Source organism: Streptomyces sp. CO7 (assembly GCF_053474865.1).
Genome location: NZ_JBRIOU010000002.1, coordinates 622,512 through 635,271, shown reverse-complemented (window position 1 = coordinate 635,271; position 12,760 = coordinate 622,512). Strand labels below are relative to the sequence as shown.

The window sequence follows — 12,760 nt, the reverse complement described above, 5'->3', positions numbered from 1 at the left end:
GGTTCACCCCGCGTCGCACCTGGCGGCGCGGGGTGGGCGGGTGCCGAATCGGAGGGCGGCGAAACCCGGGGCGGACCACTGTCACCCGGTTGGCGCGCCCGGCGCGCGGGCGGCCGTCCGTGGTGCTTGCGATGGCCGTCCGTGGTGCTTGCGATGGCGGTCCGTGGTGCTTGCGATGGCCGTCCGTGGTGCTCGCGGTGGCGGTCCCCGGAGTGCCCGATGGCCGGCCGTGGTGCTCGAGGGTGGCCGTCCGCGCCCGGTCCACGGCGGTCGGCCCGCGCGTGTCCGGGGGTGGCCGTCCGCGGTGTGCGGAGCGGCCCGCCCGCGACGCTCGGGGCGGCCGCCGGCGTGGGTGCGCTCAGGCCGCCTGTGCCGTTCCGGCGAACCAGCCGATGGTCTCGCCGAGCCCGTCGCTCCAGCTGGTCCGCGGCTGCCAGCCCAGGCGTTCGCGGGCCAGCGTGGTGTCGGGCCGGCGTCGCCCGGGGTCGTCCACGGGGCGGTCGACGAAACGGATCCGCGAGGCGGAGCCGGTCAGCTCGATGACCCGGCGGGCCAGTTCCAGCATGGTGATCTCCTCGGAGCCGCCGATGTTCATCGGTCCGGTCTCCTCCGACGCGGCGAGGGCGAGCACCCCCTCGACGGTGTCGTCGACGTAGCACAGCGAGCGGGTCTGCCCGCCGTCGCCAGCCACCGTGAGCGGCATGCCGTCCAGCGCCTGGGAGATGAAGGTGGGGACCGCGCGGCCGTCCCCGGTCCGCATCCGCGGGCCGTACGTGTTGAAGATCCGCACGATCGCCGCGGCGGTGCGGTTCACCTGGCGGTGGGCGGTGGTGAGCGCCTCGGCGAACCGCTTGGACTCGTCGTACACGCTGCGCGGGCCGACGGGGTTGACGTTGCCCCAGTACGCCTCGCGCTGCGGGTGTTCCAGGGGGTCGCCGTAGACCTCGGAGGTCGAGGCGAGCAGGAAGCGGGCCTCGTCGACGCCCGCCCGCTCCAGGGCGTGGCGGGTGCCGGTGGAGCCGACCTCCAGGGTCTGCAGCGGCAGCCGCAGGTAGTCGGCGGGCGAGGCCGGGCAGGCGAAGTGCAGCACCAGGTCGAACCGGCCCGGCAGGTCGGCCAGCAGGCCCGGTTCGGTGACGTCTCCTTGGACGAAGGTGAAGCCGCTGCCCTGCTCCAGGTCCAGCACGTTGGCCCGGGAGCCGGTGCAGAGGTTGTCCACGCAGACCACCTCGGTGCCCTCGGACACGAGCCGGGCACAGAGATGGGATCCCACGAATCCGGCGCCGCCGGTGACCAGGGCGCGTCGCCAGGGACGTCGGGGTCGGCCGAACCAGTTGGGGCGGCTCATACGCCTCTCCTTCCTCTCGCCTGCGGCGGGGAACTGCGGACCGCGAGTACCCGGTTCGGGCGGCGCATGTCGAAGGCTCACCCGGTTGGGCGAATGCCGGGGTCCAAGGGCATGGGTTCTCTACCATCGGCGGATGGCCGAATTCCTGATCGAGCGCACGGTGCCGCTGCCCCTCGACGAGGCGTGGCGGCGGGTGACGGACTGGCCCCGGCACGGGAAGGCGGTCCCCTTCACCCGGGTGACGGCGGACGACCGCTTCGTGCGGGCCCGGACCGGGGTGGGGCCGGTGGGATTCCTCGACCTGATGGAGATCACCGTCTGGGACCCGCCGGCGGCGGGCGCGGGCGGCCGCTGCAGGCTGGAGAAGCGCGGCCGGGTGGTGCTGGGCTGGGCCGAGCTGGAGGTCCGGCCGGGGCCCGGCGGCAGGGCCCACGTCCTGTGGCGCGAGGACGTCCGGCTGCGCTTCCTGCCGGGTCTCTTCGACGGCGTGCTGCGCGCCGCCGGGCGGCACCTGTTCGGCCGCGCCCTCAACCGGCTGCTGCGCGGGGAGTGACGCCGCCCGGGTGCGTGTGAGGTGCGGGGCGCGGCGCCGCCGCGTTGACTGGTCGTGGGCCTTCCCGCCCCGGCGCCCGCGACCCGCCCGAGGAGAACGTGAGCACTTCCCCGGACTCCACCCCCTCGCCCGCTCCCGCGACGGCCCCTCCCGCCGCCGGCACCGCGGAGAAGGCGCTGCGCCAGACCCTGCTGAGCCGGGGTTACCTGCGGCTGCTCCTGCTGTCGGCGGTACTGGGCGTGCCGGTCGCCCTGGCCTGCTTCTTCTTCGTCGCGCTCCAGCACGAGCTCCAGCACTGGGTGTGGACCTCGCTGCCGGAGGCCCTCGGGCACTCCGCGCCGCCCTGGTGGTGGCCGCTGCCCGCGCTGCTGCTGGCCGGGCTGATCCTGGCGCCGATCGTGACCCGGCTGCCGGGTCGCGGCGGCCACCTGCCGGTCAACGGTCTGGGCGGGCCCCCCATCGGGCCGGCGGCGCTGCCGAGCGTGGTGCTCGCGGCGCTGCTCACCCTCCCGCTGGGAGTGGTCCTCGGGCCGGAGGCTCCGCTGATGGCGGTCGGCAGCGGGTTGGCGCTGCTGGCGCTGCGCCTGCGCAAGGGGCCGGACGATCCGCAGGCCGCGGCGGTGGTGGCCAACACCGGCTCCACGGCGGCGATCTCCACCATCCTCGGCGGGCCGATCGTGGCCGCCGTGCTGGTGGTGGAGGCGGCCGGGGTCGGCGGCGCCCGGCTGGTGGCGTTGCTGCTGCCGTGCCTGACCGCGAGCGCGACGGGCGCGCTGGTCTTCACCGGCTTCGGCCACTGGACGGGCCTGTCGATCGGCGCCCTGACCCTGCCGTCGTCGGCGCTGCCCCGGGTGGGTCCGGACGCGGGCGACTTCCTGTGGGGTCTGCCGCTGGCCGCGCTGATCGCGGTGGTGATCACCCTCGCCCGGCGCCTGGGGCGGCGCACCGCCGCCTGGAACGGGAGCGCCGCGGGCGCCCCCACGGGCCGGCGGGTGGTCGCCTGCGCTGTGGCGGTCGGCGTCTGCGTCGCCGCCTACGCGCTGGTCACCGGGCGCTCGCCGGCCGAGGCCGCGCTCTCCGGGCAGGCCACGCTCGCCCAGCTCGCCGGCCGTCCGCACGCCTGGCCGGTCGCGGCGCTGCTCGCGCTGGTGCTCTTCAAGGGGCTGGCGTGGGGCATCAGCCTCGGCAGCCTGCGCGGCGGCCCGATCTTCCCGTCGGTCCTGCTGGGCGCGAGCGCGGGCCTCGCCTGCTCCGGGCTGCCCGGGCTGGGCACCACCCCGGCGCTGGCCCTGGGCATCGCGGCGGCGGCGACCGCGGTGACCGGGCTCCCGCTGACCAGTTCCGTGCTGGCCGTGCTGCTGTTGGGGCGGGCGGCGCACGACCAGATGCCGCTGATCGTGCTGGCGGCGGTGGTGTCGGTGGTCGTCACCCAGGCGCTGGGCCGGACGGGCGGGGATGGATCGGGAGCTCCCCACCCCTGAGGGGCACGCCGGTGCCGCCCCGGCGGCAGGCGACGATCTCGGCCGCGATGGACAGGGCCGTCTCCTCCGGGGTGCGGGCGCCGAGGTCGAGGCCGATGGGGGACCTGAGGCGGGCGAGGGCCTCCTCACCCACGCCCTCCTCGCGCAGGCGCGCCAGGCGGTCCAGGTGGGTGCGGCGGGAGCCCATCGCGCCGACGTAGGCGACGTCCAGGCCGAGTGCGGCGGTCAGCAGCGGGACGTCGAACTTGGGGTCGTGGGTGAGGACGCACAGCGCGGTGCGGGAGTCCACGAGGGTGTTCTCCAGGTAGCGGTGGGGCCAGTCGACGACCACCTCGTCCGCCTCGGGGAAGCGGCTCACGGTGGCGAAGACGGGGCGGGCGTCGCAGACGGTGACGTGGAAGCCGAGGAACCGGCCCGCCCGCACCAGGGCGGCCGCGAAGTCGACGGCGCCGAAGACGATCATCCGGGGCGGCGTCGCCGAGGTCTCCACCAGCAGCGAGAGCGGTGCTCCGCATCGCGAGCCCTGCTCTCCGATCTCGACCAGGGAGGCGTCGCGCCCGGCGTCCAGCAGGGCCGCGGCCTGCTCGGCGACGGTCCGGTCGAGGTCGCTCCCCCGGCCGAAGCCGCCGGAGACGGCGCCGTCGGCGCCGACGAGCAGGGCGCGGCCGAGCAGTTCGGCGGGGCCCTCGACGATCCGCGCCACGGCGGCCGGCTCGCGCCGCCGCGCCGCGGCGACGGCGGCCGCGTACACCGGGCGCACCGCGTCGCCCACGCGCACCGGCACGACCAGCACCTCGACGGTCCCGCCGCAGGTCAGGCCGACCGCGATCCCGTCGGCGTCCGCGTAGCCGAAGCTCTCGCGCACCGGGCGACCGTCCTCCAGCGCCCGCAGGCACAGTTCGTGGACGGCGCCCTCGACGCAGCCGCCGGAGACCGATCCGACCGCCTCGCCGTCCCGGTCCACGGCCAGCGCCGCCCCGGGGAGCCGGGGGGCGCTGCCGCCCACGGCGACCACGGTGGCGACGGCGAAGTCACGGCCCTGGCCGATCCAGCCGTGCAGTTCCCGCGCGATGTCCAGCATGGCCGCACTCCTTTCCGCCGGGCGGACGTCTACCCGTCCGTGAGGTGTTCCGGCCGCACCGGCGCCCGCCGCAGGTCGAGGCCGGTCGCGGCGCGCACCGCGGCCAGGATCGCCGGCGTCGAGGACAGGGTGGGCGCCTCGCCCGCCCCGCGCAGCCCGTAGGGGGCGTGCTCGTCGGCGAGTTCCAGCACCTCCACCGGCATCGGCGGGGTGTCGAGGATGGTGGGGATGAGGTAGTCGGTGAAGGAGGGGTTGCGGACCAGTCCGGTGGCCCGGTCGACCACGATCTCCTCCATCAGCGCCACCCCCAGCCCCTGGGTGCTGCCGCCCTGGATCTGGCCGACCACGGCGAGCGGGTTGACCGCCTTGCCCACGTCCTGGGCGCAGGCCAGCTCCACCACCTTGACCAGTCCGAGTTCGACGTCGACGTCGACCACGGCACGGTGCGCGGCGAAGGAGTACTGGACGTGGCCGTCGCCCTGCCCGGTGTGGCGGTGGAACGGCTCGGTGGGCCGGTGGCGCCACTCGGTCTCCACCTCGACCACCTCGTCGCCGAGGATCTCCGCCAGGGTGGCCAGCGCGGTGCCGTCCTCGGCGACCACCTCGCCGCCCTCCAGCCGCAGCCCGTCCCAGGCGCCGTCGGACGCCCAGCCGGGCCGCGTGGTGGCGAACCGTGCCCGTCCGAGGTCGAGCACCTTCTCGCGCACCAGCTCGCAGGCCCGCTTCACGGCGCCGCCGGTGACGTAGGTCTGCCGGGACGCGGAGGTGGAGCCGGCGCTGCCGACCCGGGTGTCGGCCGGGTGGATGGTGACCTGGGAGACGCCCAGCTCGGTGCGCGCTATCTGGGCGTGGACGGTGACGCCGCCCTGGCCGACCTCGGCCATCGCGGTGTGCACCGAGGCGACCGCCTCGCCCCCGGCGGCCTCCAGCCGCACCCGGGCGGTGGAGTAGTCGTCGAACCCTTCGGAGAAGCCGACGTTCTTGATGCCGACGGCGTAGCCGACGCCGCGCACCACCCCTTCGCCGTGGCTGGTGTTGGACAGTCCGCCGGGCAGCGCCCGCACGTCGACCGCGCCCGCCCCGGTCTCCCAGGGCCGCTCCTCGGGCAGCGGCAGTTCCTTGACCCTGCGCAGCAGCTCGGCCACCGGCGCGGGCGAGTCGACGACCTGCCCGGTGGGCATCACCGAGCCCTGGGTCATGGCGTTGCGCTGCCGGAACTCGACCCGGTCCATGCCGACGGCGTCGGCGAGACGGTCCATCTGCGCCTCGTAGGCGAAGCACGCCTGGACGGCGCCGAAGCCGCGCATCGCGCCGCAGGGCGGGTTGTTGGTGTAGAGGGCGAGCGCCTCGACCTCCACGGCGTCCACCTCGTAGGGCCCGACGCCCAGCGAGGCGGCGTTGCCGACCACGGCCGGGGAGGAGGAGGCGTAGGCGCCGCCGTCGAGCACGATCCGCGCGCGGACGTGGGTGAGCCTGCCGTCCTTGGTGGCGCCGTGCTCGTAGACCAGTCGGGCGGGGTGGCGGTGGACGTGGCCGAAGAAGGACTCGTACCGGTTGAAGACCATCTTCACCGGCCGTCCGGTGCGCAGGGCGAGCAGGCAGGCGTGGATCTGCATGGAGAGGTCCTCGCGCCCGCCGAACGCGCCGCCGACGCCGGCCAGGGTCATCCGCACCTTGTCCTCGGGCAGGCCGAGGACGGGCGCGATCTGCCGGAGGTCGGCGTGCAGCCACTGGGTGGCGACGTACAGGTCGACGCCGCCGTCCTCCGCGGGGACGGCCATGCCCGACTCGGGGCCGAGGAAGGCCTGGTCCTGCATCCCGAACTCGTATTCGCCGCGGACCGTGAAGTCGGCCCGGGCGGCGGCCTGTTCGACGTCGCCGCGGACGATCGGCTGGCGGTGCACGACGTTGGGGTGCGGGACGTGCGGGGCGTGGTGGTCGGTGCGGCCCTCGTGGATCAGGACCGCGTCGGGCGCGGTGGCGCTCGCCTCGTCGGTGATCAGCGGGAGTTCGCGGTACTCCACCTTGATCTTGGCGGCGGCGCGCCGGGCGATCTCGGGGTGGTCGGCGGCGACGGCGGCGACCGGCTCGCCGTGGTGGCGGATCCGGCGGTGGGCGAGGACGGGGGTGTCCTGGATCTCCAGCCCGTAGTGCCGCACCTCGGTGGGCAGGTCGTCGTACGTGAGCACGGCGTGCACGCCCGGGGTGGCCAGCGCCTCGGAGACGTCCACGGAGAGGATCTCCGCGTGGGCCACCGTGGACCGCAGCAGGTGGCCCCACAGCATGTGCTCGTGCCACAGGTCGGAGGAGAAGGCGAACTCCCCGGTGACCTTCAGGATTCCGTCGGGCCGCAGCACCGACTCGCCGACGCCGCCCGCGTTGCCGGCGCGCCGGGCGAAGCGGGTGGGCAGCCCGGCCAGCGGGCCGCGCGGCCCCAGCTCGGAGCGCACCCCCGGGATGACGGGCGCGGGGCCCCGGCCGGTGAGGCCGGTGGTGCCGCGCGGGTCGGTGACGTCGCTCATGCCCGGTCCCCTTCCGGCTCGGCGGAGCGCCGGGCGGCGGCCAGCCGGACCGCGTCCATGATCTTCTCGTAGCCGGTGCAGCGGCACAGGTTGCCCGAGAGCGCCTCGCGGATGTCCGCGTCGGCGGGCTTCGGGTTCCGGTCCAGCAGGTCGTCGGCGGCGACCAGCAGACCGGGGGTGCAGAAGCCGCACTGGACCGCTCCGGCGTCGACGAACGCCCGCTGCACGGTGGAGAGTTCACCGTCCGGCGCGAGGCCTTCGACGGTGACCACCTCGCAGCCCTCGGCCTGTCCGGCGGCGACCAGGCAGGCGCAGACCGGCACCCCGTCCAGGCGGACGGTGCAGGATCCGCACTCGCCCTGCTCGCAGGCGTTCTTGGAGCCGGGCAGCCCGAGCCGCTCGCGCAGCACGTAGAGCAGCGACTCACCCTCCCAGACGTCGTCGGCCTCCCGGGCGCGGCCGTTGACCGTCATCCGGACGCGCATCATGCGGCTCCCTCCGTGGCGCGGGCGCTCCCGCGGTACTCCTCCCAGGCCCAGCCCAGGGTGCGGCGGGCCAGCACGCCCACCGCGCGGCGGCGGTAGGCGGCGGTGCCGCGGACGTCGTCGATGGGTGAACAGGCGGCGGCGCACAGGTCGGCGAAGTGCCGCGCGGCCGCGGGCGGGACGACGCGCCCGTTGTCCCAGCAGCGCTCCTCCTCCAGGACCCCGGCGAGGAAGTCCTCGGCCTCGCGGGCGCGCACGGGGGTGGGGGCGGCGGAGCCGATGCCGGTGCGCACGGAGCGGGTGTGAGGGTGCAGCGCCAGGCCGAAGGCGCACACGGCGATGACCATGGCGTTGCGGGTGCCCACCTTGGCGTACTGCTGGGGGCCGTCGGCCCGCCGCACGCGGACCGCGCGGATCAGTTCGTCGGGGGCGAGCGCGTTGCGCTTGGGCCCCAGGTAGAAGTCGTCGATCGGGATCAGGCGGGTGCCGCGGGCGGAGACGGCCTCGACCTCGGCGCCGGCCGCGAGCAGGGCCGGGTGCGCGTCGCCGGCCGGCGAGGCGGTACCCAGGTTGCCGCCGACGCCGCCGCGGTTGCGGATCTGCGGGGAGGCCACGGTGTGCGAGGCCAGCGCGAGGCCGGGCAGCTCCCGCCGCAGGCCTTCCATGATCCGCGTGTAGGAGACGCCGGCGCCCAGCCGGACGGCGTCCTTGTCGGTCTCCCACTCCTTCAGCTCGGTGATCCGGCCGAGGTCCAGCAGCCGCTCGGGCCGGCGGTGGCCGAAGTTCAGCTCGACCATGAGGTCGGTCCCGCCGGCGAGGGGCACGGCGTCGGGGTACTCGGCCTTCGCCGCGAGCGCCTCCTCCCAGCCGGCCGGTCGTAGGAATTCCATGCCTGGGCCGCTCCTCCTGGACTGCGGGTCCACGCCCCGTGGCGCGAAGGGGTGGTCCGATACGTGTTGACGCTCGCTCCGGCCAGTACACCGCCCCCTCACCCGGTCGGGTCAGTCGCCGAAGGCACGAAGGAATTCGCTGGCCAGGACTTCCATCTTGTAGATTCGTATGAAAGAGGGGTCCGTGCGATCCGTGAGTTCCCGTTCGGGAACACGACGGCTTCCCTGCCCCACGACTTCGAGACCTGAACGGCGGCGACTGGAATGCGGCTCCGCGCACTGCTGGACACCCCCGGGCTCGGCCTGCGGCTGCTCGGCGGCGAGGACGAGCTGGACCGCGCGGTGCGCGGCGTGATGACCACGGACCTGAAGGACCCCAGCCGCTACCTCGCAGGTGGGGAGCTCGTCCTGACCGGTCTCGCCTGGCGTCACGAGCCGGCCGACTCGGAACGGTTCGTCCGCATTCTCGCCGATGCGGGCGTCGCCGCCCTCGGGGCCGGCGAGGCCGAGCTGGCGGGCATCCCGGACGACGTGGTCGAGGCGTGCGCCCGGCACCGGCTGCCGTTGTTCGCGGTGGACGAGTCCGTTGCGTTCGCGAGCATCACCGAGCACGTGGTGCGCCAGGTGTCGGGCGAGCGGGCCGGGGACCTGGCGGCGGTCGTGGAGCGCCACCGCCGGATGATGACGGCCGGCCCGGCCGGGGGCGGCCCGGACGTGGTGCTGGAACTGCTGGGCTCGGACCTCGACCTGCGGGCCTGGGTGCTCTCCCCGGCCGGCCGTCTGATCGCGGGCCCCAAGGACGCCGGCTCGCTCGCCCCGGAGATCCGCACCCGGCTGGCCGCCGAGCACCTGGCCGCCCTGCGCGCCGGACGAAGGGCACCCCATCGGGTGACGGCCGCCGGGGTGACGTACTCGCTCTTCCCGGTCCGCGCCGCCGCCCGCCCCGAGCGGCCCGGCCAGGCCGTGCGCCGGGAGACCGCCCCGGCCGGTCCGGCCCTCTCCGACTGGCTGCTCGCCGTCCAGGCCGACGCCGCCGAGTGGCCCGACGCCCGGCTGGACCTGGTGAACGGGGTCACCCAGCTGGTGGCCGTCGAACGCGAGCGCCGCGAGCCCGGGCGCACGGTGCGGCGCAGGCTGGCCCAGGAACTGCTCGAGCTGGTCCAGGCGGGCGCCGCCCCCGGCGAGATCGCGGCCCGGCTGCGGGTGGCCGCCCCGGTGCTGCTGCCGGGCCTGGACGCCGCCCCGGACTGGCAGGTGGTGGTGGCCCGCGTCGAGTGGCAGGGGGCCGAGGACGGCGCCGAGGGCGCCCGACGGGCGCAGGCACTGCTGGAGGAGCTGCTGGCCGACCCGTCGGCGGCCGGGCCCGAGCCGTCCGACCGGCTGGCCGTGGCGGTCTCCGGGGAGGAGGCGGTCGCCCTGGTGCCCCTGCCGCCCTCCGGCGACGAGGGCCTGGGCGCGGCCGAGGAGGCCGACACCGCGGACCGGCAGCCGCAGGGCCTGTCGGCCGAATCCCTGCTGGCCGCCGTCCGCGAGCCGCTGGCGGCCGGCCTGGGTGACGAGGGCCGCGTGACGCTGGGCGTCAGCGCCGCCGTGCACAGCGCGGAGGGACTGCGCGGGGCGCTGGAGGAGGCCCGGCACGCCCGCCGGGTGGCCGCCGCCCGCCCCGGCGCGGTCTGCGCGGCCGGCCACCAGGAGCTGGCCTCGCACGTGCTGCTGCTGCCGTTCGTCCCCGACGACGTGCGGCGCGCCTTCACCGCCCGGCTGCTGGACCCGTTGCGGGAGTACGACGGGCGCCACCGGGCCGAGCTGATCCCGACGCTGGAGGCGTTCCTGGAGGCCGACGGCTCGTGGACGCGGTGCGCCGCCCGTCTCCACCTGCACGTCAACACCTTGCGCTACCGGGTGGGCCGCATCGAGCAGTTGACGGGGCGTGACCTCTCCCGCCTGGAGGACAAGCTCGACTTCTTCCTGGCCCTGCGGATGAGCTGACCTGGGCGGTATCCGGCCCGGGGCACCCGGGGTCCGGCCACTTTGTGAAATGTTTCACCCGACCTCTTGGCCGGAACATCTGAATCGTGCTGAGATTCCGCCACCACCACATCCGGCTCGATGACGGCGTGCTCGGGGAGGGCAACGTGGCGTACTCCGCCATGTCCGGTACCGCGACGAACACCGCAACACCCGCGGAAGGCGAGACACTGCAGGAAGCCGTATGGCGGCTGCGCTCGAGGGCGTGCTGGGCGGACGCGGCGGCCCTGCTCCCGGGCGACGGTCCCGAGGACGCGCTGCAGCGGGCCGCGCTCTGGGTGGAGCGCTGTCTGTACACCGAACAGGGCTGGGAGGACGCCGAGGACGCGCTGCGCACGGCGGAGGCGGCGGCCCGCACCCCGGAGGAACGCGGTGCGGCGGCCTGCGAGCGGGGTTTCCTGGCCTACGCGGCCACCCTGCACGGGGTGCGCGACCGGGCGGACGAGGCCCGCGCCGCGCTCGGCCGGGCCGCCGCGCTGATCCCTCCCGCGACCCCCCGGCGGGCGCTGCTGGACTTCCGGCGCGGCCTGGTCGCCCAGAACCTCGCCCAGGCCCCGCAGGCGGCCCGCGCCGCCTACCGCAGGGCGCACGCCGGAGCCACCGCGCACCCCGACCCGCTGCTGCTCTCCTGCACCTGGCGGCACCTGGCCACGCTGGCCCTGCGGGACGGCGACGTCGCGGAGGCCCGGCACGGCTTCGCCGAGTCGCTGCGGCTGCGGGAGGAGATCGGCTACCTGGTCGGCACGGCCCCGGCGCTGGTCTCCCTCGCCGCGACGGAGCCGGAGAGCCGGGCCCGCCGCCTGCGCGCCGAGGCGCGCCGCCTGCACCGGCTGCTGGGCGGTGTGCCGACCTGGCTGGCCCCGCAGGTGGAACCGGACGACACCGAGGCGCCCGACGAGCCGGTCGCCGCGGACGGCGCCGCCTGAGACGCGCCGCCCGACACCCACCCGAAGGACGTCATGCGCCATCTCCTCACCTCCGGCGGCGTCAGCAACCGGAGCATCCGCGACGCGCTGGTCGGCCTCCTCGGCAAGCCGGTCGCCGAGTCCACCGCCCTGTGCGTCCCACCGCCTCCTACGGGCACCCCCAGGTCACGCCGTCGGGGGCCTGGGAGTTCATCGCCGGCCGGTCGTCCACGCCGATGTGCGACCTGGGCTGGAAGTCGCTGGGGATCCTCGAGCTGACCGCGCTGCCGAGCATGGACCGGGAGCGCTGGGTCCCCTGGGTCAGGGAGGCGGACGTGCTCCTGGTGAACGGGGGCGACGCGCTCTACCTGTGCCACTGGATGCGGCAGTCCGGGCCGGCGGACCTCCTGCCGTCCTTGCGCGACACCGTCTGGGTGGGGCTGAGCGCCGGGAGCATGGTGATGCCCCCCCCGCATCGGCGAGGAGTTCGTCGAGTGGGAGCCGCCCACCGGCGGCGACACCACCCTGGGGGTCGTCGACTTCTCGATCTTCCCCCACCTGGAGCACCCGTCGCTGCCGTGGAACACCATGGCCAACGCCCGGCGGTGGGCGGCCGGGATCGGCGGCCCGGCGTACGCGGTCGACGACGACACGGCCTTCGTGGTGGACGAGGGCGGCACGGTCGAGATCGTCTCGGAGGGCCGCTGGGAGCTGCTGACGCCCGGGGCGTGACGCCCGCGTGGAGGGGCGCCGCGCGCGGAGCGGGAACTATCCCTCCGCGCCGGCGAAGTGCTCCCCCACCAGCCGGCGGACCACGTCCAGGTCCTGCGCCACCAGGGCGTCCAGCAGCGCGCCGTGCTCGGTCGCGTCGGCGAGCAGCTCGGCGTGCCGGCGCGCCCCGGCCGCACCGCCGGTCCGCGGCCACTGCGAGCGGCGGTGCAGGTCCTCGGTGATGCGCACGAGCTCGGTGTTGCCCGCCAGGGACAGCAGTGCCCGGTGGAAGGCCCGGTCCGCCTCCGCGTAGGTGGCCTCGCAGCCGGACGACGCGGCCAGCACCGTCCGCTCGGCCAGCGGGCGCAGTTCGGCCCAGCGCCCCGCCGGTACGGTGCGGGCCAGGCGCAGCACCACCGGCACCTCGATGAGGGCCCGCACCTCGGCCAGCTCGGCCAGTTCGCGGGCCCCGCGCTCGGCGACCCGGAAGCCGCGGTTGGGGACCACCTCGACGGCCCCCTCGAGGGCCAGCTGCTGCATCGCCTCCCGCACGGGCGTCGCCGACACGCCGAGCCGCTGCCCGAGGGCCGGGGCGGAGTACACCTCGCCCGGCGCCAGCTCCCCGGAGAGGAGGGCTGCCCGCAGGGCCTGCAGCACCTGCTCGCGCACCGAGGCGCGCCGCACCACGCGCGGCGCGTACGGCTCCCTGGGCCCCGGCAGCGGTCCCGCGGCGGTCGCCGGGCCGTCCTGCGGGTG

Annotated in this window: 11 protein-coding genes; 5 read left to right on the top strand and 6 right to left on the bottom strand. The window is 75.8% G+C overall.

What is annotated here, in order from left to right; translation table 11 throughout:
- Positions 1-358 precede the first annotated feature (358 nt).
- Entirely contained in the window at positions 359-1,348 is a 990-nt protein-coding gene (locus tag ACOV8S_RS04835; RefSeq protein ID WP_448316276.1) for an NAD-dependent epimerase/dehydratase family protein, read from the bottom strand.
- 133 nt (positions 1,349-1,481) lie between these two features.
- Between ACOV8S_RS04835 and ACOV8S_RS04830 the strand changes: the two genes are divergently transcribed.
- Both ACOV8S_RS04830 and ACOV8S_RS04825 read left to right on the top strand, forming a co-directional pair.
- Positions 1,482-1,901 carry an SRPBCC family protein gene (locus ACOV8S_RS04830; RefSeq protein WP_448316275.1) on the top strand — a complete coding sequence of 140 codons (420 nt, stop codon included), beginning with the start codon at positions 1,482-1,484 and terminating at the stop codon, positions 1,899-1,901.
- 98 nt (positions 1,902-1,999) lie between these two features.
- Entirely contained in the window at positions 2,000-3,382 is a 1,383-nt protein-coding gene (locus tag ACOV8S_RS04825) for a chloride channel protein (RefSeq protein WP_448316274.1), read from the top strand.
- On the opposite strand, the gene ACOV8S_RS04820 is transcribed toward ACOV8S_RS04825, so the two are convergent.
- From ACOV8S_RS04820 to ACOV8S_RS04805, 4 genes are read right to left on the bottom strand one after another with little or no spacing between them, the layout of a single operon-like run.
- Positions 3,327-4,463: an XdhC family protein gene (locus ACOV8S_RS04820; RefSeq protein WP_448316273.1), complete on the bottom strand. Its 1,137-nt coding sequence runs from the start codon at positions 4,461-4,463 to the stop codon at positions 3,327-3,329. The two genes, ACOV8S_RS04825 and ACOV8S_RS04820, sit on opposite strands and share 56 nt — an antisense overlap.
- A gap of 29 nt (positions 4,464-4,492) precedes the next feature.
- Positions 4,493-6,985 (bottom strand): xanthine dehydrogenase subunit D, encoded by a 2,493-nt coding sequence (pucD, locus tag ACOV8S_RS04815; protein ID WP_448316272.1) that lies wholly within the window; start codon positions 6,983-6,985, stop codon positions 4,493-4,495.
- Positions 6,982-7,470: a (2Fe-2S)-binding protein gene (locus ACOV8S_RS04810; protein WP_448317352.1), complete on the bottom strand. Its 489-nt coding sequence runs from the start codon at positions 7,468-7,470 to the stop codon at positions 6,982-6,984. Before ACOV8S_RS04810 ends, pucD begins: the two co-directional genes overlap by 4 nt.
- Positions 7,470-8,360 (bottom strand): FAD binding domain-containing protein, encoded by an 891-nt coding sequence (locus tag ACOV8S_RS04805; RefSeq protein ID WP_448316271.1) that lies wholly within the window; start codon positions 8,358-8,360, stop codon positions 7,470-7,472. Before ACOV8S_RS04805 ends, ACOV8S_RS04810 begins: the two co-directional genes overlap by 1 nt.
- A 264-nt stretch (positions 8,361-8,624) precedes the next feature.
- Here ACOV8S_RS04805 and ACOV8S_RS04800 point away from each other — a divergent pair, with 264 nt between their 5' ends.
- The 3 genes from ACOV8S_RS04800 (at position 8,625) to ACOV8S_RS04790 (ending at position 12,025) form a co-directional block, all read left to right on the top strand.
- Entirely contained in the window at positions 8,625-10,349 is a 1,725-nt protein-coding gene (locus tag ACOV8S_RS04800) for a PucR family transcriptional regulator (protein WP_448316270.1), read from the top strand.
- Positions 10,350-10,510: 161 nt separating this feature from the next.
- Positions 10,511-11,314, top strand: a complete 804-nt coding sequence (locus tag ACOV8S_RS04795; protein ID WP_448317351.1) for a hypothetical protein — start codon at positions 10,511-10,513, stop codon at positions 11,312-11,314.
- A gap of 567 nt (positions 11,315-11,881) precedes the next feature.
- On the top strand, positions 11,882-12,025 hold the full coding sequence (locus ACOV8S_RS04790) for a hypothetical protein (protein WP_448316269.1): 144 nt from the start codon (positions 11,882-11,884) through the stop codon (positions 12,023-12,025).
- Positions 12,026-12,061: 36 nt separating this feature from the next.
- Here ACOV8S_RS04790 and ACOV8S_RS04785 read toward each other — a convergent pair.
- Positions 12,062-12,760, bottom strand: a 699-nt coding sequence (locus tag ACOV8S_RS04785) for a GntR family transcriptional regulator (RefSeq protein ID WP_448316268.1), incomplete at its 5' end; no start/stop codon positions are given.

Coding starts and splice junctions, on each gene's coding strand:
- ACOV8S_RS04800 (WP_448316270.1), top strand. CDS start 8,625: ATGCGGCTCCGCGCACTGCTGGACACCCCCGGGCTCGGCCTGCGGCTG.
- ACOV8S_RS04830 (WP_448316275.1), top strand. CDS start 1,482: ATGGCCGAATTCCTGATCGAGCGCACGGTGCCGCTGCCCCTCGACGAG.
- ACOV8S_RS04820 (WP_448316273.1), bottom strand. CDS start 4,463: ATGCTGGACATCGCGCGGGAACTGCACGGCTGGATCGGCCAGGGCCGT.
- ACOV8S_RS04810 (WP_448317352.1), bottom strand. CDS start 7,470: ATGCGCGTCCGGATGACGGTCAACGGCCGCGCCCGGGAGGCCGACGAC.
- ACOV8S_RS04805 (WP_448316271.1), bottom strand. CDS start 8,360: ATGGAATTCCTACGACCGGCCGGCTGGGAGGAGGCGCTCGCGGCGAAG.
- ACOV8S_RS04790 (WP_448316269.1), top strand. CDS start 11,882: ATGGCCAACGCCCGGCGGTGGGCGGCCGGGATCGGCGGCCCGGCGTAC.
- pucD (WP_448316272.1), bottom strand. CDS start 6,985: ATGAGCGACGTCACCGACCCGCGCGGCACCACCGGCCTCACCGGCCGG.
- ACOV8S_RS04835 (WP_448316276.1), bottom strand. CDS start 1,348: ATGAGCCGCCCCAACTGGTTCGGCCGACCCCGACGTCCCTGGCGACGC.
- ACOV8S_RS04795 (WP_448317351.1), top strand. CDS start 10,511: ATGTCCGGTACCGCGACGAACACCGCAACACCCGCGGAAGGCGAGACA.